This is a genomic window from Cohnella candidum, from assembly GCF_003713065.1.
GTDB classification, from domain to species: Bacteria; Bacillota; Bacilli; order Paenibacillales; family Paenibacillaceae; genus Cohnella; species Cohnella candidum.
On record NZ_CP033433.1, the window covers coordinates 1,994,387 to 2,017,729 of the forward strand.

Annotated in this window: 24 protein-coding genes and 1 riboswitch; of the genes, 1 reads left to right on the forward strand and 23 read right to left on the reverse strand. The window is 59.5% G+C overall.

Features of this window, described 5'->3' with window-relative positions:
* Positions 1-108: 108 nt before the first annotated feature.
* The 12 genes from EAV92_RS09415 to ribD all read right to left on the reverse strand — a co-directional run bounded on the left by EAV92_RS09415 (position 109) and on the right by ribD (position 9,758).
* Positions 109-873, reverse strand: a complete 765-nt coding sequence (locus EAV92_RS09415; protein ID WP_123040845.1) for a pseudouridine synthase — start codon at positions 871-873, stop codon at positions 109-111.
* Positions 874-949: 76 nt separating this feature from the next.
* Positions 950-1,492: a spore maturation protein gene (locus EAV92_RS09420; RefSeq protein WP_206424298.1), complete on the reverse strand. Its 543-nt coding sequence runs from the start codon at positions 1,490-1,492 to the stop codon at positions 950-952.
* Between the two features lie 6 nt (positions 1,493-1,498).
* Positions 1,499-2,158: a nucleoside recognition domain-containing protein gene (locus EAV92_RS09425; protein ID WP_123040846.1), complete on the reverse strand. Its 660-nt coding sequence runs from the start codon at positions 2,156-2,158 to the stop codon at positions 1,499-1,501.
* 17 nt (positions 2,159-2,175) lie between these two features.
* On the reverse strand, positions 2,176-3,240 hold the full coding sequence (locus EAV92_RS09430) for a D-alanyl-D-alanine carboxypeptidase family protein (protein ID WP_123040847.1): 1,065 nt from the start codon (positions 3,238-3,240) through the stop codon (positions 2,176-2,178).
* Between the two features lie 125 nt (positions 3,241-3,365).
* Positions 3,366-3,911: a GerW family sporulation protein gene (ytfJ, locus tag EAV92_RS09435; RefSeq protein WP_123040848.1), complete on the reverse strand. Its 546-nt coding sequence runs from the start codon at positions 3,909-3,911 to the stop codon at positions 3,366-3,368.
* A gap of 128 nt (positions 3,912-4,039) precedes the next feature.
* Positions 4,040-4,690 (reverse strand): DUF2953 domain-containing protein, encoded by a 651-nt coding sequence (locus EAV92_RS09440; RefSeq protein ID WP_123040849.1) that lies wholly within the window; start codon positions 4,688-4,690, stop codon positions 4,040-4,042.
* A gap of 65 nt (positions 4,691-4,755) precedes the next feature.
* The gene (scpB, locus tag EAV92_RS09445; protein WP_123040850.1) at positions 4,756-5,373 is read right to left on the reverse strand and encodes an SMC-Scp complex subunit ScpB; all 618 of its coding nucleotides are present in this window, start codon (positions 5,371-5,373) and stop codon (positions 4,756-4,758) included.
* Positions 5,342-6,133, reverse strand: coding sequence for a segregation and condensation protein A (locus tag EAV92_RS09450; RefSeq protein ID WP_123040851.1), 792 nt, complete (start codon positions 6,131-6,133; stop codon positions 5,342-5,344). The genes scpB and EAV92_RS09450 overlap by 32 nt, the downstream gene beginning before the upstream one ends.
* Positions 6,134-6,185: 52 nt before the next feature.
* Entirely contained in the window at positions 6,186-6,656 is a 471-nt protein-coding gene (gene ribH / locus EAV92_RS09455; RefSeq protein WP_123043657.1) for a 6,7-dimethyl-8-ribityllumazine synthase, read from the reverse strand.
* Between the two features lie 5 nt (positions 6,657-6,661).
* Positions 6,662-7,945, reverse strand: coding sequence for a bifunctional 3,4-dihydroxy-2-butanone-4-phosphate synthase/GTP cyclohydrolase II (locus EAV92_RS09460; RefSeq protein ID WP_123040852.1), 1,284 nt, complete (start codon positions 7,943-7,945; stop codon positions 6,662-6,664).
* Positions 7,946-7,965: 20 nt separating this feature from the next.
* Positions 7,966-8,631 (reverse strand): riboflavin synthase, encoded by a 666-nt coding sequence (gene ribE, locus EAV92_RS09465; protein ID WP_123043658.1) that lies wholly within the window; start codon positions 8,629-8,631, stop codon positions 7,966-7,968.
* A gap of 5 nt (positions 8,632-8,636) precedes the next feature.
* Complete coding sequence (gene ribD / locus EAV92_RS09470) at positions 8,637-9,758, reverse strand: bifunctional diaminohydroxyphosphoribosylaminopyrimidine deaminase/5-amino-6-(5-phosphoribosylamino)uracil reductase RibD (protein ID WP_123040853.1); 1,122 nt, start codon at positions 9,756-9,758, stop codon at positions 8,637-8,639.
* A gap of 265 nt (positions 9,759-10,023) precedes the next feature.
* Positions 10,024-10,208, reverse strand: a riboswitch (FMN riboswitch).
* Positions 10,209-10,349: 141 nt separating this feature from the next.
* On the opposite strand from ribD, the gene EAV92_RS24535 reads away from it, so the two are divergent.
* A complete protein-coding gene (locus EAV92_RS24535; RefSeq protein WP_164472707.1) occupies positions 10,350-10,508 on the forward strand; it encodes a hypothetical protein in 159 nt (52 codons plus the stop codon).
* Between the two features lie 63 nt (positions 10,509-10,571).
* On the opposite strand, the gene EAV92_RS09475 is transcribed toward EAV92_RS24535, so the two are convergent.
* From EAV92_RS09475 to EAV92_RS09525, 11 genes are all read right to left on the reverse strand, one after another.
* On the reverse strand, positions 10,572-10,997 hold the full coding sequence (locus EAV92_RS09475) for a peptidylprolyl isomerase (RefSeq protein WP_123040854.1): 426 nt from the start codon (positions 10,995-10,997) through the stop codon (positions 10,572-10,574).
* Between the two features lie 83 nt (positions 10,998-11,080).
* Positions 11,081-12,412: a diaminopimelate decarboxylase gene (lysA, locus tag EAV92_RS09480; RefSeq protein ID WP_123040855.1), complete on the reverse strand. Its 1,332-nt coding sequence runs from the start codon at positions 12,410-12,412 to the stop codon at positions 11,081-11,083.
* A gap of 155 nt (positions 12,413-12,567) precedes the next feature.
* Positions 12,568-14,190, reverse strand: coding sequence for a spore germination protein (locus EAV92_RS09485; RefSeq protein WP_241158492.1), 1,623 nt, complete (start codon positions 14,188-14,190; stop codon positions 12,568-12,570).
* Between the two features lie 14 nt (positions 14,191-14,204).
* A complete protein-coding gene (locus tag EAV92_RS09490) occupies positions 14,205-14,630 on the reverse strand; it encodes a stage V sporulation protein AB (RefSeq protein ID WP_123040857.1) in 426 nt (141 codons plus the stop codon).
* Positions 14,623-15,264 (reverse strand): stage V sporulation protein AA, encoded by a 642-nt coding sequence (locus tag EAV92_RS09495; protein WP_123040858.1) that lies wholly within the window; start codon positions 15,262-15,264, stop codon positions 14,623-14,625. Before EAV92_RS09495 ends, EAV92_RS09490 begins: the two co-directional genes overlap by 8 nt.
* 648 nt (positions 15,265-15,912) lie before the next feature.
* Positions 15,913-16,575: a hypothetical protein gene (locus EAV92_RS09500; RefSeq protein WP_123040859.1), complete on the reverse strand. Its 663-nt coding sequence runs from the start codon at positions 16,573-16,575 to the stop codon at positions 15,913-15,915.
* Between the two features lie 207 nt (positions 16,576-16,782).
* Positions 16,783-17,544: an RNA polymerase sporulation sigma factor SigF gene (gene sigF, locus EAV92_RS09505; protein ID WP_123040860.1), complete on the reverse strand. Its 762-nt coding sequence runs from the start codon at positions 17,542-17,544 to the stop codon at positions 16,783-16,785.
* Between the two features lie 22 nt (positions 17,545-17,566).
* Positions 17,567-18,013, reverse strand: a complete 447-nt coding sequence (gene spoIIAB, locus EAV92_RS09510; RefSeq protein ID WP_123040861.1) for an anti-sigma F factor — start codon at positions 18,011-18,013, stop codon at positions 17,567-17,569.
* A complete protein-coding gene (spoIIAA, locus tag EAV92_RS09515) occupies positions 18,010-18,363 on the reverse strand; it encodes an anti-sigma F factor antagonist (RefSeq protein WP_123040862.1) in 354 nt (117 codons plus the stop codon). The genes spoIIAB and spoIIAA overlap by 4 nt, the downstream gene beginning before the upstream one ends.
* 260 nt (positions 18,364-18,623) lie before the next feature.
* The gene (locus EAV92_RS09520; RefSeq protein WP_206424299.1) at positions 18,624-19,823 is read right to left on the reverse strand and encodes a D-alanyl-D-alanine carboxypeptidase family protein; all 1,200 of its coding nucleotides are present in this window, start codon (positions 19,821-19,823) and stop codon (positions 18,624-18,626) included.
* A gap of 153 nt (positions 19,824-19,976) precedes the next feature.
* Positions 19,977-23,231: a DEAD/DEAH box helicase gene (locus EAV92_RS09525; protein WP_123040863.1), complete on the reverse strand. Its 3,255-nt coding sequence runs from the start codon at positions 23,229-23,231 to the stop codon at positions 19,977-19,979.
* Between the last annotated feature and the right edge of the window lie 112 nt (positions 23,232-23,343).

Below are 23,343 nucleotides of genomic sequence, written 5' to 3' on the forward strand. Positions count from 1 at the left end.
CTTCAATACCTTCATTATAACGAAAATACCGGGGTCAAGGGCAATGGGGCCCGACCTCCGGTTTTGAACATTGTGTGACCAGACTCCGGCATTCGCCGAAGTCGCGGCTTAATTGTCTTCCATAGCGTCCTCGGCGTCGGCCGCCGTTACGATTCCGTCCGCGGCGTCCCTCAGCTTCTGGACTTCCTCCGCCGTCAATTTGCGGTATTTGCCCCGCTGCAAGCCGCCGAGCGTGATCCCGCCGAACGACACCCGCTTCAGTCGGGTGACCGGGTGCTTGATCTTGTCGAACATGCGGCGAACCTGGCGGTTGCGCCCCTCATGGATCGTGATGGATATCGTCGCGTACTTGCCTTCGGGATCCACATCATGGTATTCCGCTTGAGCGGGCGACGTCATTCCGTCATCCAGCTTGACCCCTTTTTTCAGCTTCTCCAAGTCGTTCCCGTGCGGAACCCGTTCTACCGTCGCATGGTACGTTTTCGGCACATGGTGCTTCGGATGGGTCAGCTTCTGGGCCAAATCGCCGTCGTTCGTCAGCAGCAACAGGCCTTCCGAATCGTAGTCCAGCCGGCCGACCGGGTAGACCCGTTCTTTAACATCCTTGAGGTAGTCGTTCACGGTCGACCGCCCCTTCGGGTCGGTCATCGTCGTGATGACGCCTTTCGGTTTGTTGAACAGCAAATAAAGCTTTTTCTCCTGCTTGATCGGGCGTCCGGACACCTTGATGACGTCGGCCGTCGGATCGGCTTTCGCGCCGAGCTCGGTGACGACTTCGTCGTTCACGGTCACTTTGCCTTCCTTGATCAATTCCTCGCATTTGCGGCGGGACGCCACGCCGGCGTTCGCCAATATTTTCTGCAGTCGCTCCACGTCTGAGCTCACCTCAACGCCAATCATACCGTTTTTTGCCGGGTTTGTACAACGGAGCGGCCGCTAGGGTTGCCGGTCAGGCGGAGCCGAATAACAGCCAGCAGGCGGCGACGGCGGCGAAGAAACCGACGAAGTCGGAGAACAAGCCGACTTTCAGCGCGTAACGGGCGTTCCGGATGCCGATCGCCCCGAAATAGACGGTGAGCACGTACAGCGTCGTGTCCGTGCTTCCCTGGATCGTCGCCGCGACTTTCGCCGCGAAGGAATCGGGTCCTTCCGTCTTGATCAGGTCCGAGACGAAAGCGAGCGACCCCGCGCCGGTAATCGGCCTGAGCAGCGCCAACGGCAGCACCTGGCTCGGCACGCCGACCGACTCGAGGAACGGCCGGATCGAGCCGATCAAGGCGTCCAAGGCGCCTGAAGCTCGGAACATGCCGATCGCCGTCATCATGCCGACCAGATGCGGGATGATGGAGACCGCCGTTTGGAAGCCGTCCTTCGCGCCGTCGATGAACGTCTCGTAGACAGGTACTTTACGGAATGCCGCGTACAGCGGGATGAAGGCGATCAGCATCGGGATCGTCCAGGCGGAGATGCGGGCTATCCATTCGACCACCATGTCCGATCAACCTCCCGCGCCCGGAGGAGTGACGGTCATGGAGTTGCCGGGCGTGCGGGCGTCGGGACGAGGCTTGGCGATACGCGGAGGTCCGCTTCTGCGGCGATACCAACGGTCCGCCAGGATCGCTGCGCCGGTAGAGACGGCCGTTGCGAGCAGCGTCGAGGCCACGATGTCGGCCGGATGCAGGGAACCGAAGTTCATCCGGATGGCGATCATCGTCGTCGGCACGAGCGTGATGCTCGCGGTGTTCAGCGCAAGCAGCGTGCACATCGCAGGAGTGGCGACGTGCGGGTCGGGATTCAGCTTCTGCAGCTCCTGCATCGCCCGGATGCCCATGGGGGTGGCGGCATTGCCGAGACCGAGCAAATTCGCGCTCATGTTGGAGAGGATGTAGCCCATGGCCGGGTGATCGGGCGGCACGTCGGGAAACAGCTTCCGGACGACCGGTGACATGAGCTTCGACAATTGCCGGACGAGGCCGGCGTTCTCGGCGATCTTCATCAGTCCCATCCAAAACACCAGGATGCTGATCAGGCCGAGGCATACCGTGACGCCGGTCTGGGCGCCTCCGAACGCGGCTTCGGCGACAGTCTCCAATTTCCCGTTCGCCGCGCCGAACGCCACGCTGAACACGATCATGCCGAGCCAAATCCAGTTGACCATCGGCGATTCCCCTCCTACTAACGGATCGGCACGCTTCCGACCCTCTCTCCGTGCATTTCGAATTCAAGCCTCCCGCGGTACCCCAGCACGAAATCCATGGCAGTCTCCGGTACTTTCACGGCCTTCATCGAAAGCTTTCCCCGCTCCCCCGATGCCAGCGGATAGCGGAAGTCAGCTGCCGCGGTATACGGCGTTCCCGGTATGGGCTGCCCTCGATGGATGACCGTTTGAAGCGGATAATACTTGAAGCCGTAGTCGAGCAGCGCCTTGTGGTCCGCCCAATCGTTGCCGTCATTGAGCGTGACCGCGGCAAGCTGCTGCCCGCCCCGGGTCGCGGAGCTGACGAGCGTCCTCAGCGCCTGCTTCGTATAACCGGTCTTGACGCCGTCCGCGCCGTCGTACATCGTCAGCATCTTATTTTTGTTCACCCATTTGTAATCCCATTGCTCGTTGGGATTGGGCGCCATTTTCACGCGGGTTTTCACGATCTCGCGGAATGTGGGGTTCTGAAGGGAATAGGCGGACAGCTTCGCCAGATCGTTCGCCGACATGAGATGCCCAGGCTGGTCCAGACCGTGGGGGTTGGCGAAATGGCTGTGCGAAAGTCCCAGTTCTTCGGCCTTCTTGTTCATGAGGAACACGAAGCCTTCCAGCGACCCGCCGACATGCTCGGCGATCGCGACGGCGGCGTCGTTTCCCGAACGCAGCATCAACCCGTACAGCAGGTTTTTGAGCGTGATTTTCTCGCCGGCTTTCAAATACAGCGAGGAGCCTTCCTTGCCTGCCGCTCTCACGCTGACGGTGACTTTGTCCTCCAAATTCCCTTGCTCGATCGCCACGATCGCCGTCATGATTTTGGTTAAGCTGGCGATCTTCATAGGCTCGTCCCCTCTCTGGGAGAAGAGGATCCGGCCGGAAGTGACGTCGATGAGGGCTGCCGCTTTCGCCTGGTTGCCCGGAGCGGGCGGCGCGCCGTTCGAACCGGGGGACGCGGCGGCTTGCGACGCAGCCGAGACAAGCCAGACGGCTGCCGCGATAAGCGTCGCCAAACGGCGCGCCGTTCGGAGACCTGCTGATTTCACGATGTTTCCTCCTCGCTGGATGACAGGCTCCTCAATCCAATTTATGCCTGCATGTCCTCAAGTATGAGATGCCAAACCAAGGATAAAAGGAAAAAGACCGGCCCGAAGGCCGGCGATTCGTCTTCTCAATTCAATTTGTCCCCGCCGGTCGGCTTCGGGGCGACCGGGATCGTGCTCGCGTTGGCGTGGGAGCCGGTCTGCGACTGGATGCTGGCATGCTGCAGGCTGCCGGCGGTCATTGCCGCCTGCTCCGCTCCGCCTTGGAACATGCTGCGCACCTTGTCCACCCATTGCGGAGCGGATTCGATCAGCTTTTCGAAAATGTGCGTTTGGTTGTCCAGCGGCACGACTTTCACGCCTTCCGTGCCGACGACGAGAAACGCGATCGGCGTGATGGAGACGCCGCCGCCGCTGCCTCCGCCGAACGGCAGTTGGACGGAAGCGTTATGCCCGTTCGCACCGTTTTGCGCTCCGCCGTTTCTGGCGTTCTGCTCTTCGGCCGAAAACTCCGAGCCGCCGGCCGCGAAGCCGAACCCTACCTTGCTGATCGGAATGATGACGCTGCCGTCCGGCGTTTGGACCGGCTCGCCGACGATCGTGTTGACGTCGACCATATCCTTAATGTTTTCCATGGCCGTCTGCATGAGGCCGTTGATCGGATGACTGGACATCGAGGATCCTCCTTCGGTTTTCGGAAATGTACAGCTTTCAATGACGGGTTCAAGAACAAGCATTCATTAGCATGCGCCCGGCGGCCGCAATTTATGAACCGAACCGCAAGCCGATCCAACTCTTCGGGTCACGCAGATTGCGGGCCTCTCAGCCAGTTCCGCCAGTCCCTCCATGACTTGCGCAAGCGCGGGCTTCCGAAGCCGAGATGCAGGATCGACATGAAGAACGACCCTGCGCGGACCTGGAAGTCCGCTTCCCACACCACGGTGAATTCCTTCGCGTGATAGACGGGCTCTACGGCACCGTGCGGCTCGGCTTTCAGCTGGACGAGATGCCCGGCCGCACCGACCGCGCAGCCGAGGACGGACCACAGCAACCCGCTCACCACGGCCGTCGATGCCGCATCTCCCGTACCCACCCGGAAGTCAAGGCGGAACCGCGTGCAATTCACCTTTTTGAGCGTATCCTTGAGCCAGGGGCTCAGCTCCTTCCAGTGCTTGAGCAGCCCTTTCCCTAATCGCCACCTCGGCATCTTGAGCTTCGGCTGTCCCGCGATTCTCTCCGACGACTTCTTCTCGTAGGCGATGTTCAAGCCTCGGATCATGATCGAGGGAACGATCAAGCGGTAGCGGTATAAACCGTACAAGGCCCGAACGATGACGATCAATTGGTCCAGTTCGCCGCTGCGGGAGTAACGGATACGGATCCGGATGGAGGACAGGGCAAGAAGCACCAATACGGCCGCGACGGCGATTCCCACGTAATACCAAAAGGCCATACCTTCCCCGCCTTTCCTGGGAATAGTATGGCCTTCCGGCAAAGCTTCATTCCGTTGGCATGACTTCAGTCGGCTTCCAGTTCTCTCTGCATGTCCTCGAGGGAAAGCTGGCGCCCTTCGATTCGCTCGAACAGCATTTTCGTCCGCTCTTCCAGCTCGTCGTCCGCATCGGACGCGACCGGATCCGGCAGCTGCTGAAGGCTAGACAAGCCGAAGTAGTCCAGGAACGACTTCGTCGTTCCGTACAGGATCGGCCTGCCCAGCGCTTCCGCGCGGCCGACCTCCTCGATCAAATCCTTGGCCACGAGCGTGTGAAGGGCGCGATCGGCCTTCACGCCGCGGATTTCCTCGATTTCAATGCGAGTGATCGGCTGCCGGTAGGCAATAATGGACAGCGTCTCAAGCGCGGCTTGGGACAGCGAGGACCGGGAAGGCGAGTAGGCCAGCTTCTCGAAATACGGCGCATGTTCCGTCACGGTCGTGAGCCGGAAGCCTCCGGCCACCTCGGCGATGCGCAGCCCGCGCCCGTCCCGCACGAAATCCTGCGCCAGGTCGCGCAGCACGTCTTGCACGACCTCGGGATCCATCTCCACGACTTCGGCCATCGTTCTGGCGTTCAAGCCTTCTTCCCCGGATACGAACAGCAATCCTTCAAGTACCGATTTCAGCGTCGAATAATCCATCGTCGCCCTCCTTTCCGGTCCACGTGACCACGATTTCGTCGAACAGGCGGTTTTGGTGGCAGGTGACCCACCCTTTTCTCATCAGCTCGAGCAACGCCAGGAACGTCACGACGATTTCCTGGCGGTCCATTCCGTCGCCGATCAGTTGGGAGAACAGCATCCTGCCCGCGTCGGAGCGGTTTTTGAGGGTGAGGATGATGTCGTTGATCCGGTCCTTCACGGAAATTTCGTCCCGCCGGATCGCCGTGACCCGGTTGCGTCCCGCCAATCTCCGCATAGCCCGGCGAAACGCCTGTATCAGATCGTCGAGGTGCAGCCCTTCCACCGGGTTGACGTCCTTGACGGATTGGAACGGGGACAGGTCGGCCGGTTCCCTCGTGAACACCTGGCTCCGTTCCCATTCCTTGTCGCGGAGCTGGCCCGCGATCGACTTGTATTTCCGGTATTCGATCAGCTTGCGGATCAATTCCTCGCGCGGGTCAAGGTCGGCGTCCTCGTCCGCCGTAATCCACGGCTCGTCCGTGACCGGCGGCTTCGGCAGAAGCAGCCGGCTCTTCATGGACAGCAAGGTCGCCGCCATGACGAGGAACTCGCTCGTGATGTCGAGCTCCAGTTCCTGCATCGCGTCGAGATATTCGAGGTATTGATCCGTGATTTCGCTAATGGAGATATCTTGGATGTCGATTTCCGCTTTATCGATCAAATGGAGCAGCAGGTCGAGCGGACCTTCGAACGTCTCCAGCTTGTACAGCACCGTCACGGCGGCGTCTCATCCTTTCGAAACTTCCGCGGCGGTCTGCCGGCGGAAGGAATCAGCCTTTAAGCGAACGTGTCAGATTCGCCATTTCGATCGCGGCCGAGGCGGCTTCCCAGCCTTTGTTGCCGGCTTTCGTGCCCGCGCGTTCGACGGCTTGCTCGATGCTGTCCGTCGTGAGCACGCCGAAAATCGTCGGCACGCCGGTTTTGAGCGCGACCGCGGCAACGCCTTTGGCCGCTTCGTTGCATACGTAGTCGAAGTGCGGAGTAGAGCCTCGGATGACTGCACCCAAGGTGATGACCGCGTCGTATTTGCCGCTCTCGGCCATTTTCTGCGCAATGAACGGAATTTCGAAAGCGCCCGGAACGTACGCGATTTCGACTTCGCTATCCTCGACGCCGTGTCTCTTGAGCGCGTCCAGCGCGCCGCCGAGCAGCTTGGAGGTGATGAACTCGTTGAATCTCCCTACTACGATACCATATCTTAATCCTTTTGAGACCAAATGTCCTTCATAAACGACGTTCATGTTATTCATCCTCTCTTCGGCTCCAAGGCCGGTTGTTCGTTTTGTTCGATCGTTTCCATCTTGTCGCCGCCCCCGATTTCGTCCGGGAACGACAGCATATGGCCGAGCTTCGCTTTCTTCGTATGCAGGTACCGCGTGTTGTCTTCGTTCTCTTCCATCTGGATCGGTACCCGCTCGACCACTTCGAGCCCGTAGCCGTCGAGCCCCTTGATCTTACGAGGATTGTTCGTCATGAGGCGGATCCGGCGAACCCCGATGTCCTTGAGGATCTGGGCGCCGATGCCGTAATCGCGCAAATCGGGGGCAAAGCCCAACTTAACATTCGCCTCGACAGTGTCCAATCCCTGCTCCTGCAGCTGGTAAGCGCGCAATTTGTTGATCAGTCCGATGCCCCGGCCTTCCTGGCGCATATAGAGGAGCACGCCGCTGCCTTCTTCCTCGATCTGGCGCAGCGCCGCGTCCAATTGAGGGCCGCAATCGCAGCGGTGGGAGTGGAACACGTCGCCGGTCAGGCATTCGGAATGCACGCGCACGAGAACCGGCTGGCTGCCGTCGATCGTGCCTTTGACGAGCGCGACGTGCTCTTTGGAGTCGACGTCGTTCGTATAGGCGATCGCGCGGAACACGCCGTGGTCGGTCGGCATCCGCACTTCGACTTCGCGGCGGACGAGTTTTTCCTTCTCGTTGCGGTAGCGGATCAAATCCTTGATCGTGATCAGCTTGAGCCCATGCCGCTGTTTGAACTCGATTAGGTCAGGCAAACGAGCCATCGTGCCGTCTTCCTTGATTACTTCGCAGATGACCGCCGCCGGGGTCGAGCCGCACATGCGAGCCAGATCGACCGCCGCTTCCGTATGCCCGGCCCGGCGAAGAACGCCGCCTTTCTTGGCGATCAGCGGAAAAATGTGGCCGGGTCGGCGGAAGTCCGCCGGCTTCGCCGCGGGATCGATCAACGCGCGGACCGAGTCGGCGCGTTCCTTCGCGGAAATGCCCGTCGTGGTGGACACGTGGTCGACGGAGACGGTAAACGCCGTGCCGTGGTAATCCGTATTGTGGTTGACCATCGGCGGAAGATCGAGCGCCTCCGCCCGGTCGGGCATGATCGGCACGCACACGAGCCCGCGCGCTTCCTTGATCATGAAGTTGATCACATCCGGCGTCGCTTTCTCGGCGAGGGCGATGAGGTCTCCCTCGTTTTCCCGGTCCTCGTCGTCCACGACGATGATCACTTTGCCCCTCATCAAATCGTATATCGCTTCTTCGATCGGATCGAACGCTTTCGTATCCATCCCGATTACCCCCTTCTAGTTCAGGCCATGAACCCGTTCTCGCGCAGCATCGATTCGGTCAGCCCGGTTCGCCGGGGCTGCTCGCGATCTCGCAAGCCGAGGAGATGGTCGACGTATTTGCCTAAAATGTCGTTCTCGATGTTCACCGTATCGCCCGCGCGTTTGTGCTGCAGCACGGTTTCCGCCAACGTGTGCGGAATGATGGAAACGGTGAAAGACCCGGCTTCGCGGTCGACGTCCACCACCGTCAGGCTGATGCCGTCCAGCGTCACGGACCCTTGCGGCACGACGGTCCGCAGCAGCTCCGCCTTATGCGGCTCGACCGTGAACACGACCGCATTCGCTTCCGCCCGGCGGGACCGGATCACTCCCGTGCCGTCCACATGCCCCTGAACCATATGGCCGCCGAAACGTCCGCCGGCCATCATCGCCCTCTCCAGGTTGACGGGGCTGCCCGGGGACAGCTCCGTCAAGTTGGTGTGGCGGTATGTCTCCGGCATGACGTCGACCGAAAACTGCGAGCGGTCGAACGAGATGACCGTCAGGCAAACGCCGTTGACCGCGATGCTGTCTCCCAGCTTCACGTCATTCAGGATAATCCCTGCGCCGATCGTGAGCACCATCGCTTCGCCTTGCCGCTGAACGGAGCGAAGCGTTCCGATTTCCTCGATCAGTCCTGTGAACACGGGCTTCACTCTCCCTCCTCGGCGCGGCGGCCGGCGCGGTCCGGATAACCGGTCACGCACCAATCGGCGCCGTAACGTTCGATGGATACGCGTTCGAGCGTGAGCGCGGAGGACATCCGTTCCGGCCCGTCGAACGCGAAAGCGGGCGGGGTTCCGACGGAGCCGACGATTTTGGCGGCATAGAACAGCATCAGCTTGTCGACCAATCCGGCCTGCAGCATGTTTCCGTTCAGCGCGCCGCCTCCTTCCAGCAGCACGCTGCCGATCTCGCGCCTGCCCAGCTCCCGCATTGCCGCCCGAAGATCCACTTGGGGACCGATGCCGCAAGCGATGATTTCGGCTCCGCGTTCCCGAAGCACGGCGGCCGCTTCCGCATCCGCGCGCTCCGTCGTCAGAATCCAAGTGGGCGCCGCGCCGTTCAAAACGCGGGCATCGGGCGGCGTCCGCAATCGCGAGTCAACGACGATTCGCACCGGGTGAAGGCCGGGCACGGACAATCTCGTCGTCAGCTCCGAATCGTCGGCCAAAACCGTGCCGACGCCGACCATGATGCCTTGGTGGCGGTGGCGCAGCGTATGGACCGCTTCCCTGGCGTCCGCGCCGGTGATCCACTTGCTGTGGCCGGTTTTCGTGGCGATCCGGCCGTCCAGCGTCAGCGCCGTCTTGAGCGTCACGAAAGGAAGGCCGGTCGAGATGTACTTGAAAAAAGGCTCATTGAGCGCCCGTGCCCGATCCTCCAACAGTCCGACGCTCGTCTCGATGCCGTGATCGCGCAGCTTTTGCAAGCCTCTTCCCGCCACCATCGGATTCGGATCGGCCATCGCCACGACGACGCGGGCAACCTTCTCCGCGATTAGCCTGTCGCAGCATGGCGGCGTTCGGCCATGATGGCTGCACGGCTCGAGCGTCACGTAAGCCGTGGCGCCTTGCGCCTCGGCTCCGGCCATGTTCAAGGCGTGAACTTCCGCATGCGCTTCTCCTCTTCTGAGGTGGGCGCCCATGCCGACGATTCTGCCGTCCTTCACCACGACGCAGCCGACGACGGGATTGATGCCGGTCTGGCCGGATGCTCCTTCCGCCATATCGAGGGCCAGGCGCATGTAAAATTCATCGTTCAGCAGCTCCATTGCTCCCTCTCCCCCTGTCCTCCGGGGACGTAAAAAAGCCCCCGAATGCTCCTCGGGGGCTGAAACACAGCATGAAACAGACCTGAAATGACGCGTCCGAGCATACCCAGCCTGCACCCATTCCTGCGCATAGCGGCAAGAAGGCGCAAAGCACTGCCCGGCCACTTGCATGCGTTTGTGAAAAAAGGAACAAATAAAGCTGCCCTTTCACGAACGTATACGAAAAGCCGGTGGATATGGCATCAGGACGCGGTTGGCCGCGCTGCGCTTCCTTCTCCCATCCAGACTGTCACTGTCGGTCCCGGAGTTGCACCGGGTCCACCGCCATCCCTGCGCAGGTACGCTCAGGATATGCCGGGTCACGGACTGACGGCGAAGCCCGGGACCGGAATCCCTGCGCTCTCGCCGATCACCGCCGGTGGGGAATTGCGCCCCGCCCCGAAGGTAAGCTGATTGAGTGAAAGTTTACCACCCGGGCATGGAAATTGCAAGACCGGGTGGTTTCAAGCGGCGTGCCGCGCGAACTCGCCGTCATAATAACCCGGCCACAGGAGACGATAGGGAGGATCCCATCACAGGAGGCGGATATCGATGGACGAACAGACACGGAAACGGGAGAAGCCCGCATCCGCGGGCAGTCCGGTACCGAGAGTCAAACTCGTGGCGGAGCTGCCGGAAGACGAGGGCTTGGAGCAGCGAAACGAAGAGATGCAGAAAAACGACGGTTATTCGGGCTCTTGCGGCATTTAAGGGTGACAACAAAAAAACAAGCCCATTCCTGCGCGTAGCTGCGCGGAATGGGCTTGTTCGGTTTTAGCCGACGCGGATGGATTCCATTTTGTCGCGGCCGCGGAACTCGTCCACATGCTCCATGCCGGTTACGACTTTGCCGAAAACGGTATGCACGCCGTCCAGGTGCGGCTGCGGAGCATACGCGATGTAGAACTGGCTGCCGCCGGTGTTCGGGCCGCGGTGAGCCATGGCCAGGGAGCCGCGCTCATGCTTGTTCGGGTTGATTTCGCAATCGATTTCGTAGCCGGGTCCGCCGGTTCCGTTGCCGAGCGGGCAGCCGCCCTGCGCGACGAAGCCCGGGATGACGCGGTGGAAAACGACGCCGTCGTAGAAGCCGGAATTGGCCAGCTTCTCGAAGTTGGCGACCGTGTTCGGCGCGTCTTGGTCGAACAGCTCGAGTTCGATTTCTTTTCCGTTTTCCATTTTAATGACCGCTTTTTTGCTCATGGAATCAGCACTTCCTTTCGGTAATGGGCGAATGTGCAAGGAAAAGCGGGCTTTGCAGCCCGCTTGTCAATCTTGATTGCATTTTAACGCGAAACGGCCTGCTTGCGCAAACGTTCCGGAATGAGGTCGTTGCGGCTGATGTCCTCGTGGGATTCGCGGGCCACGACCAGATCGGCTTTGCCGTCCTTCACGAAGACGACGGCCGGACGGCGGATGCGGTTGTAGTTGCTCGCCATCGCGTAGTTATAGGCGCCGGTGCAGAAGACCGCGAGCAGATCGCCGGATTTGGACTCGGGCAGCTTGAGGTCCCAAATCAGCATGTCGCCGCTTTCGCAGGCTTTGCCCGCGATGGAAACGACTTCCGTCGCTTCATCATTCGCGCGGTTGGCGAGAAGCGCGTCGTATTTGGATTCGTAGAGGGCCGGGCGCGGGTTGTCCGTCATGCCGCCGTCTACCGCGATGTATTTGCGCACGCCGGGAATGTCCTTGCTTGTCCCGATCGTGTACAGCGTCGTGCCGGCGTCGCCGACGATGCTCCGGCCGGGCTCGATCCAGATTTCGGGCAGCGGGAAGTCCGCCGCTTTGCAGCTGGAAATCATCGCGTCGGAGATCGCTTGCACGTACTGGCCGACCGGCAGCGGCGTGTCGCCTTCCACGTAACGGATGCCGTAGCCGCCGCCGAGGTTGATGACCGAGAACGTCTCGCCCAGCTTAGCGCGAATGTCGATCGCGAAGGCCGCGATTTTCTCGACCGCCATGCGGAACCCTTCCACTTCGAAAATCTGCGAACCGATATGGGAATGGACGCCCAGCAGCTTCAGATTCGAAGCGGCAATCGCCTGCTCGACCGCACGGAACGCCGTTCCGTTGCCGAGGTCGAAACCGAACTTGGAATCTTGCTGGCCCGTGGAAATGTAATCGTGCGTATGCGCTTCGACGCCCGGCGTAATGCGGAGCAGGACGTTGACCGTTTTGCCCTTTTCTTGGGCGAGCGAGTTCAGGAGTTGCATTTCCGTGAAATTGTCGACCACGAAGCAGCCGATGTTCGCGTCAAGCGCCATGTTGATTTCGTCCGGCGTTTTGTTGTTGCCGTGGAAATGGATGCGCTCCGCGGGGAAGCCCGCTTTCAGCGCGGTGTGCAGTTCACCGTCGGAGACGACGTCCAGGCTCATGCCCTCTTCTTCCGCGACGCGGCACATCGCCATGACGCAGAACGCTTTGGAGGCATACGCCACTTGGAAGCGGAGGCCGGTTTTGCGGAATGCTTCCGTGAATTCGCGGGCGCGCTGGCGCACCAGCGTCTCGTCTACGATATAGAGAGGCGTCCCGAATTCTTTCGCGAGATCGGTGACGTCGCACCCTCCGATCTCCAAATGTCCTTGTGCGTTGATTCGGCTCGTTCCATGCAAAAACATCGTCTTTTCCCCTTTATACTGGATTCGGAATGGGATCGGCAAGCGATCGATCCGGCATTTGCATATTTATCCTGAGTATAGCGGAAAAGGTCCTTGCGGAAAATGGAGAATTTGCCGGATCATTTGCATTCGTCCGCTTGTCCGGGGGTCGGCCATCAGGTCGGTTGCTTCTGGTTCTGTTTAGGCCGATAAAGGGAAGGACGGGTGTCGCTCTCCGGCATCGGCATTCTAAGGAAGATCGCCAGCAGCGCCTTGCCGTTGAACGGAACCAAAGGCCACAAATACGGCGAGTTGAACGATCTCGCCAGCGCCAAATACAGAAACAGAAGCGTCGTCCCGACCACGAAGCCGGGAACTTTGAAGAAGTAAACGGCGACGAGCAGCCCGAGCCGGACGATGCGATTGGCGAGTCCCAACTCATAGCTGGGCGTGGCGAACATTCCGATCGCGGAGACGGCCATGTACAATATAACCTCGTTGATGAACAGCCCCGTTTTGACCGCAATGTCCCCGATCAAGATGGCCGAAAGCAGCGTCATGGCGGTGACGAGCGGGGCGGGCGTGTGGACCGCAGCCAGCCTCATGAGGTCGACCCCCATTTCGGCAATGATGAACTGCAGGATGAGCGGAAGATCCCCGGTTTTGTCGGCCCCTACGAACCATAGCCAATCCGGGCGGACGGCCATGTTTTGCGCGTACAGAAACCATAAAGGAAGCATGAACATGGACGCCAGAATACCAATATATCGTACCCATCTCAAATAGGTACCGATAAACGGGCTCTGACGGCTTTCTTCCGCGTGCTGGACCAGGTCAAAAAAAGTGGTCGGAAGCATCATCGCGCTCGGGGAAGTATCCGTAAACAAGACAAGCGAACCTTCCAGCATTTGCGCCGCGACGACGTCGGGACGTTCCGTGTAGCGGACATTCGGAAAAGGGTTCCATCCTTTGTTAATCATCATTTCTTCCAACTGTTTATCGGCCAAGGGGAGCGCGTCGACCTTGACCTTTTTCACTTTATCGCGGACCGCTTCGACAAGTTTGGGGTCCGTGATATCGTCGATGTATCCGATACAGACGTCCGTTTGGCTTCGCATGCCGACCTTCATCATCTCGAACCGGGCTTTGCGGTCTCGCAACCGTCTCCGGACCAGCCCGATGTTCATCAGCAGCGTTTCGGTGAATCCGTCCTTACTTCCGCGGACGACCTTCTCCAGCACAGGCTGCTCGGGATTCCTCGCTGGATATTGCTTCGCGTCGATCAGAAGGACGGCCTCTTGACCGTCGATGTAGAATGCGGTGTTTCCCATCATGACCTGATCCAACATGCTGTTGAAGGACTCCGTCCGGATCACCTGCATGGCCGGAACGTACTGCGTGAGATACGCTTCGAGCGCTTCATGGCTGAGACAGGACGGATCCAGGTGGGACAGGCGTTTGAGCACCTCGTTCATCGTGGCATCCTTCACGAATACGCTCAGGAACAGGAAAGCGATACGGCGGTCGCCGAACGGCACTTCCCTCACTTGCACCTCGAAGCTTTTGTTGAAGCCGACCTCGCGTTCCAGCCTCTCTTTCCAGCGGTTCAGATCGGATGGGATCCGGTCATTGGCGGGCGGTTTCGCTTGTTCGGCGGATTTGCCGTTGGACCCATGATGCGCTGCCCCTTTTGCTTTGTCGTCCTGGCCTGGGTCTCGGTTTCCCAAGCCGTCCGGCAATCCTCCGATATCGTCCAACCCCATCGGCAAATCCATGCTTCCGTGAACCGTCGGTTCCACGTTCGTTCCTCCTCTCATAGTCGAAACCACAGCCAGTCGATCAACGAGCCCGCCACCTTGCCCAGGACCATGGCCATCAGGAGCGAGAATAAGTAAGGCTTCAACCGGAGTTTTTTGGAGATGATCGGAAGCACGTTAAGCACCTCCGTTAAAGCCGCCGCGAACATGCCCACGAAAACGCCCTGAAATACCGCGGGAACGAGAAGAAGCCACGCCGGCCATCCCAGTATCCAATGGAACTGGTCCGCGGAAATCCAATACAGCGCTCCGAGCAGAATCGCGGACTCGAACAAGCCGGAGCGCCTGTGCGCTTGGGTGAGCTGGACCAATCGGGGAATCAGGTCCAGGACGATTAACAACGCGACGAACGCGCTGCCGACGGAGAAGCCGCCCGCAAGAGCAACCGCGGCGAGCAGCGTTCCGGTTAACCAATCAGCCACCTCGCCCCTTCGCCTCCTCCCCGTCGTGTTTGCGCCGATATTCTTCCGTGATGATATAGTGGTTCACATTTTCCTGGTACATGAACATTTCCACTTCGAGCGGATTCGGCTCATCGCTGCGCTTCTTGCGGAGCAAACGGTTGAAAAACAGCAGCATGCCGAGGCCGACGCCCAGCGAATAAGGAATTTGAAACAGCCACGGATGGCGCTCGGACCTCCCGACGATCAACTCCGTAATCCTGCGCTGAACGTGCGGCATGTTGACGTCGGCGTGGAAGTTCATCAGAGCCATGCCCGACCCGAAAAAAAGCAGCAGCCATGCCAGCACGAGCGTGATGAGCCGCGGTTTGGCGGCGGCGTCGGTCGAGACCTCGATGAGCACGTGCGGTTCGCCGAACGTTTCCACGTTCATGCCGGGCACCGCCTCCCGGACGGCTTTGACCACCTGGAGCATGTCGATGACGATCATGCTCCCATCCTCCGGCTGGACGCGGTGCAGCGGCAGCTTTTTCAGTTGCTGGTCGTGCCGGGATTCCGTCACGAGCCTCGACACCATGCCGAGCGTAATCACGCTCCCCGGCGGCACGACGACCCGGCGCCGAAGCCTGACGTAGACGACGGACGACTTTTCCATGCGCACCCTCCCCCGGATGGGCTTTCCGGTTAGTATGGTTCACGAGCGCGGGGGATAGTCGGAGGGGCCGACCGAATAACTCAGGGCCACCGAAGACGGTCTCACCGTCTTACGGAGCAGGATTGGTTACTTTGGCGATACCTAAGACGGTCTCACCGTCTTGCGGAGCGGATTTGGTTACTTTGGCGCTACCGAAGACGGTCTCACCGTCTTGCGGAGCTAATTTGGTTACTTTGGCGGTACCTAAGACGGTCTCACCGTCTTACGAAACCGATTTGGTTACTTTGTCGTTACCTAAGACGTTCTCACCATCTTGCGGACGGATTTGGTTACTTTGCCGTTACCGAAGACGGTGTCACCGTCTTGCGGAGCAGATTTGGTTACTTTGTCGTTACCTAAGACGTTCTCACTATCTTGCGGAGCGGATTGGATTACTTTGCCGTTACCAAAGACGGTCTCACCGTCTTGCGGAGCAGATTTGGTTACTTTGGCGTTACCGAAGACGGTCTCACCGTCTTGCGGAGCAGATTTGGTTACTTTGGCGTTACCGAAGACGGTCTCACCGTCTTGCGGAACGGATTTGGTTACTTTGGCGGTACCGAAGACGGTCTAGACGTCTTGCGGCTTGAACGTTTGGTGCGAGAAAGTTTAAAACATGAAGTTTCGAGCCTTAGGGGTCAATTCATAAAAGTGAAAGCGTTCAGTACCTCTTCCCAATGGCTGCAGCAATCCTTTTCCCACCATCATTCGAATGATTTTTCTGCCGGCGTCCTTTTGAAAATTCGTACAGAGCGTGACGTCATCCATATTGATGGGTCGATTTAAATACAACGCAAAGCGAATAATTTCCCTTTCATAGATGCTTAAGTCTCGATAAGCCTCCCCGGGCAGGGCGGAGTGGATGCCGATGAGTTCGTAGAGGGTGCGGCGGCAGTAGTCGGGCCTCTTGTCCAATTGGTCCCAGGTGAATGGGATGTAGGTGATTTTGCGCGCGGCCATCGTGCAGATGCGGACTTGTTCGAAGTCGAAGCGGTCGCGGGTGATTTTCTCGGCGTGAGGAACATAACCGAGGCTCTCCACCCCCCAGCGTAACGGCGGATTGAAGAAGTCGATGTAGATCCTGACGCCTGTGTTGCTGATCAACTCGTATTCCATCACCAGTCCTTCGGGAGACGGCAGAACAGGTCGAAGCGCTTCGCAATACAATTTCTTTTCTCCCGTTTTGTCCCTACGCAGCATCTCCAATCTCTGGCCCGTCGCCGTTCGGATCTGTTCCTCCCACAACCCATCAAACTCCTTTTCGTACGCCAATGAACACACCCCTCCATCGGCCGGAAATGCAAAAACGCCGCTCACCCCATCCGGGGCAAACGGCGTATGCTTTACGCGGCACTATAATTGGCTTTAAAACTATCAGAAAATTCACAGCACGTCTAGAGGTGAGTCAAACAGGTCAGTGGTGTGCGATGTTGGGTGCGACGTTGGGTGCGACGTTGGGTGCATTACGCGGACAAGTGTCTACTGCGCGATCTGATCCTTGATATTCTGCAGGATCTTCTTCTCCAGGCGGCTGACCTGCACTTGCGAAATGCCGAGCCGGCTGGCGACCTCCGACTGCGTCTGGTCGCGGAAGTATCGCAGGAACACGATAAGCCGCTCCCGCTCGCTGAGCGATTGGATCGCCTCGGTCAGCGCGAGCTTGTCGAACCAGCGCTCCTGCGACTCGTCGGCGATTTGGTCCATCAGCGTGATCGGGTCACCGTCGTTCTCGAACACGGTCTCGTGGATCGACGCCGGTGGCTTGTTCGCTTCCTGGGCGAAGACGATTTCCTCGGCCGTGACGCCAAGTTCGTCGGCGATTTCGCCGATCGTGGCGGCGCGGCCCAACCGTTTGGCGAGCTCGTCCTTGACCTTGCGCACCCGGTTGGCCATTTCCTTCAGCGAACGGCTGACCTTCAAGGTGCCGTCGTCGCGCAGGAACCGCTGAATCTCCCCGATGATCATCGGGACGGCGTACGTGGAAAATTTGACGTCATAACTCAAATCGAATTTGTCTACCGACTTCAGCAGTCCAATGCAGCCGATCTGGAACAGATCGTCGCTGTCGTAGCCCCGGTTCGCGAACCGCTGGACGACGGACCACACCAAACGGATGTTGCTGTTGACCAGTGTGTCCCGCGCCGTCGTATCGCCGGATTGGCTGAGCGCGATGAGGCGCTTGACCTCCGTGTCGTCCAAATACGCCGGCGGCGACGACGAACGTTTAAATTCCCATTCCATGCCTCCAACCCCTGCCGCGCGGTTAATTGAACAACGCCTTTTTGGACTCGATCCGTTTCTTCATCGTCAGGCGGGTGCCGCCTCCGGGAACGCTTGCCGCTTCGAACTCGTCCATGAAATTTTCCATGATCGTGAATCCCATGCCGGAACGTTCCAGCTCCGGGCGGGACGTATACAGCGGCTGGCGGGCCAGCTCCAAATCCTCGATTCCTCTGCCTTGGTCACTCACCGACAGGGAGAACACATCTCCGTCGATGGAGGCTTCCAGCGTCACTTCGCCCTCCGGCCGGTTGTCGTAGCCGTGGATGATCGCGTTCGTGACCGCTTCGGATACGACCGTTTTGATCTCGTCGAGCTCCTCCAGCGTCGGGTCCAGTTGGGACACGAAGGCGGCGATCGCGACGCGCGCGAAGGCTTCGTTTTCGGATCTGGCGGCGAAAGACAGCTTCATGAAATTGTGTCCGTTCATGATACGACCTCCAAACTGGCGAGCGCCGAACGTTCGGACTCGTGCAGCGACAGGATTTTGAAAAGACCCGAAAGCTCGAACAGCCGTTTGACGCTCGCTTGGGCGTCGCAGACGACCATTTTGCCGCCGCGGCTTTTAACCAGCTTATAACGGCCCAAGATGACGCCGAGCCCCGAGCTGTCCATGAACTGGAGCTCTTTCAGGCTCAAAACGACGTGTTCGCACCGGCCCCTCAGGATCGCATCCTCCATTTTGAAACGGACGATATCCGCGGTGTGGTGGTCCAATTCCCCTCTCAGGCGAACGATCAGCACGTTGCGGTGCTGCTCGAGCTCCACTTGCAAACTCATGCCGGTCTACCTCCCCCAGTAAAAAGCTTGAATGACCAATTCTACGATCCTCTCGGCCATTCCTGCCCCCCGACAAAACTAGAAGCAACCCCCTCCGACCCGACAAAAAACGCAACGCGAAACGACCGGGCCGGCCTCTAAGGGACAGAGAATGACGTTTGGACGAGCGCTTCCGGAAGCGTTCCCCAAAACCGGCGGCTGCGCGGAAATGCCGAAAAGGCGGCGACGCGACTAGCCCGTCCTTCCGCCCCTTGGCTCCGTCATTCGGACATGAACAAGTGACCCGCCGAACGCTTGAACAGCGTCCACCATCCCGCTTTATCGACCGCCAACGGCGACGCCACCGGAAACTCCTTGAGCACCTGCTCCCCTCGGTAGACGACCAGCTTGCCCACCGGCTGGCCGGCCTTCACCGGCGCCTTCACGGAGGAATCGAGCACGAGCTCGTGGCGGATGCCTTTGCCGGCGTCCCCTTTTTTCAGCAGCACGCTGTACGAACGGTCGGCGACGAGCGGCACTTGGGCGATCTTCCCTTTTTCCACCTTCAGCGTTCCTATCGCGTCGCCTTTCTTGTAAATCGGCACGTTCGTATACTGCGCGAACGCGTAGTCGAACAGATGCGAGACTTCCGCATTGCGGGTTTTCGTGTTCGGCTCGCCCATCACGACGGCGATCAGACGCAGGTTATCCCGGCGCGCCGTGGCGGACAGGCAAAATTTGGCCTCGCTGGTGAACCCCGTTTTCAAGCCGTCCGCCCCGTGATAGAAACGGACCAGTTTGTTCGTGTTGACGAGCCAGAAAGGCTTTTCGCTGTCTTTGCGCAAGTAATCCTGGTACAAGCCGGTGAACTTCGTGATCTGCTCGTATTTCAGCAGCTCGCGCGACATGATCGCGATGTCATGGGCGGACGATACATGGCCAGAGGCCGGCAATCCGTTCGGATTCATGAACTTCGTATCGGTCAGTCCCAGCTCTTTCGCTTTCTCGTTCATCATCCGGACGAACTCCGCTTCGCTGCCGCCGAGTTTTTCGGCCAGCGCGACGGAAGCGTCGTTCCCGGAGGCGAGCGCGACGCCCTTGAGCATGTCCTCCACGCTCATCACTTCGCCGGGCTCGAGGAAAATTTGCGAACCGCCCATCGAAGCGGCGTATTCGCTCGTTTGGACCTTATCGGTCATTTTGAGCCGGCCCTGGTCGATGGCTTCCATCACCAGCAGCATCGTCATGATTTTCGTAATGCTGGCGGGCGGCAGCGCGGCGTGCGAGTTTTTCTCGAAAACGACGGTGCCGCTGTCCGCGTCCATGAGAATCGCGGATTTGGCGTTGGGCGCCAGGTCCGTCGCGGGTTTGGCGGGCACGGGCTCCTTGGCGGCGGCCGGTGCGGCCGGAGCGGCTGCCAGCGCGGCGGACAGCAGCGCGGCGGCGAGGATAAGCGGAAATCTGCGACGCTGAACGTTCAAAACGGGTTTCCCCCTCCTACAGAGGCCCAATTTCGGCCATGTTTTCTTCTTCCATCCAGTGTTCCCCCGCGCCAAGTAAATTATTCCAGAAAACAAAAAAGACCCGTCAGGCTTCTTGCTGCCCTTCGGGTCTTTGAATTCTATGTTCCGCCGTCAAATCATCAGCAATTCACGGATATCCTCTTCGCCGAGCGATGTCAGCGACTCTTCTCCCGGCTGCACGACGGCGTCGATCAAATCGCGTTTACGTTGCTGCAGCGCGAACATCTTCTCTTCGATCGTGCCTTGCGTGACGAGCCGGATGACCTGCACGACGTTTTTCTGCCCGATGCGGTGGGCCCGGTCGGCCGCCTGTTGTTCGACCGCCGGATTCCACCACAAGTCGAACAGCAGCACCGTGTCGGCTCCGGTCAGGTTCAACCCGGTTCCGCCCGCTTTGAGCGAAATCAGGAACAGCTCCCCTTCCCCTTCGTTAAATCGGCGGCACAGCTCCACCCGGTCGCGGCCCGGCGTCTGCCCGTCGAGATAGAAGTAGGAGGCTCCCATTTTCTCCAGCTCTCTGCGGATGATGCCGAGCATCTCCGTGAATTGCGAGAAAACGAGCATGCGTTTGCCGGAATCGCGGCATTCCTGCACGATCTCCAGCAGCTGCTCGAGCTTGCCGGACTCCCCTTCGTACCCTTCCACGAACATCGCCGGATGGCAGCACAGCTGGCGCAGCCTCGTCATGCCGGCCAGAATGTGCATGCGGCTTTTCTGGAAGCCTTCCTCGCGTATGCGGCGAAGCGCGTCCTCCTGCAAGCGGGCCAGGTAGGCCAAATACAGTTTTTTCTGCTCCGGAAGCAGCTCCGAAGCTTGAACCGTCTCGATTTTGTCGGGCAGCTCCTTCAAGACGTCCGACTTCAGCCTGCGAAGCAGGAACGGCCGGATTTTCTTCGCCACCTGCTCGGGAGACAGCTCCGTGAACCGCTTCCGGCTCCAGAACAGTTCCGGGAACACCGCGTCGAAAATCGACCACAGCTCCTCCAGCCGGTTTTCGATCGGGGTTCCGGTCAGCGCGAATCGGTGCTTCGCCCGAATGTCTTTTACGGATTGGGCCGTCTGGGTAGCGTGGTTTTTGATCGCCTGCGCCTCGTCGAGGATGAGCACGGAGAAGCGCAAATCGGCGAAATCGCCGGCGTCCCGCCTGAGCAGCGGATAAGAAGTGATCACCACGTCGATACCCGCCAAATCGCCCAGGATGTCCCCCCGCGCCGACTTGTCGCCTTCGACGACGACGGCCCGGATGTCCGGCGCGAACTTGCGCAGCTCGTTCCACCAGTTGTACGTGAGCGACGCCGGACAGACGATCAAAGCGGGCTGTCCCTCTTCCCGGATTTGCGGCAACTCCGAAAGCAGGAACGCGATGCTTTGCAGCGTTTTGCCGAGCCCCATGTCATCCGCCAGTACGCCGCCGAAGCGGTAGTGGGACAAAGTCTTCATCCATTGGAATCCGAATCGCTGGTAATCGCGGAGAATCGGGGACAGCGACTCGGGCACCTCGAAATCGAGACTGTCCGGATTGCGCATGTTGTCGATGAACTCGCGGAACCGCTGCCCCAGCTTGACGCCTTGAACCTTATCGTCCGGATCCAGGAAGCGAAGACCGCGGGCGACGGACAGATGAAGCCGCGTATCCTGCAGATCGTTTCGCTTAAGCTCCATCTCCTCCAGCATCCGCCCGATCGAGGCGTACCCTTCGTCCTCCAGCGACACGTAAGCGCCGCCGGGCATCCGGTAATATTTCTTTTTCTCCACCAAATGCCGGAGAAGGTCGCGGATCTCCTCATCGTCGATGCCGTCCATGTCAAAGCGGACTTCCAGCCAATCCGTACCCGGATCCAGGTCGATCATGACCTTCGGCGGACGCGGCGGCGCGGCCAGCATGCTTTCGACCTCCGGCGTCGCGTAGACCTCCGTCCACTTGTTCAATTGAGGAAGCGTGCGGAACAGAAAATGGTAGATGTCGTCCTCGTCGTCCAAATGAAGCGATTTCCCGTCGTAACGGAACGGGATTTGCTCGATGAGCGACATGACGCGGCTTTCCTTCTCCCCGTCCCGCATGAGAATCTTGTCGGTCCGTTCGGAACGCCCGTTCTTGACGGCCAGCGGATCCAACGAAACGTTGCCGTACACGAATTCGAGCCGCGCGAGCAGCCGGTCCTCGGCGCGGTCCAGATACAGCCTGGCGGCCAAAGGAGCGGTCACGATCCGGTTTTGGACGTCCTCGTCGAAGATCACGGGCCCGATCCGCTTCAACCCCGGTACGACCCGCGCGAGAAACAGCTCCAGATGAGCCGGGGAAATCAGCACCTGAAACCCCGAAGTTCGGGAGAACATGCCCTTCAATTCGGCGATTTGCTTGCAGGTCGCGGAGTCGATCCGATAGATCCGGTTGCCCTCCAGGCAAATGCCGTAAGGCTCCAGCACGGTCACGTGTTGAAGTCCTTCCACGGCGATCCGGTACACCTCGGCCGAAGGCTGGCTGAACCGGAACGTAAGCGGCACGCCGCCGGTTTCTTCGCGGATGTCCGAGTAGGTTTGCCCGCCGTGCATGAACTTGACGTTCGCCTGCAGCAGCAAGGGAAGCAGCCGGTCCCAAGCATAAGGGGGCACGAACAGCATCCGGTCGCTGCCCGACATCCCCGAGAAAGCATACATCAGATGCGATTCCCGGTAAGCGGTCTCGTTGCGTGAGATGTCCAAAAGAATGTCGAAAATGGCCCGGTCCGTGTCGGAGAACGAATGATGAGCGGGATCGAGCGTGAACAGCTTGGCGATTTCGTAGGCGGTGTCGTTTTCGTAATGCCCGAGCAGCTGCTTGATTTTCTGGATCGTGTACAGCCGTCGCGTGCCCAGCTTGATCTCGACCGTCATGGAGGGCTTGCGCTGGTTCGCCGCGGCCGTGCACGTATACTCGACGTGAACCGTCTCCCGCTCGCCGAGCCGGTATTCCTCCTCCGCCTCGTCCGCCGCGGGCGAACGGTCGAAAATCGAGATCATGCTGCGGGCGAGATACACGTGCTCGTTCGTGATGACAGGCGCATGGTCGGAGGCGACGGCGCCCCCCTGTAGTTCATGAATGCGCAGGAGAACGGCGGCGATATGCTTGCAAGGCGTTTGCGTCGTTTCGTGGAAGTCGCACTCGCACTCCGAAGTCGGCTCGCCTTCGTCGTACAGCTCCAAATGGACGCTGTATCGTTTCGTCCCGGTAACGACCGCGTCAAATAGGCGTCCGTCCGGATCGCGTTCCAACCGGAGCACCCTTTTTTGTTTGAAATAGGTTTGCCCTTGCTGATAAATATCTTCTCCGCACCAGGCGCGGATGTCGGCCAGCGTAATGGGTTGCGTGGTGATTCGCCCCTTCATGCCGTGATCGGATGGTCAAATGGTATCCTTCCATTATACCACAACCGCCGGAATGAGAAGTCGAACGCTCAAAAGAGAAACAGCCCCGGGGACGAATTGTCCCTAGGGCTGC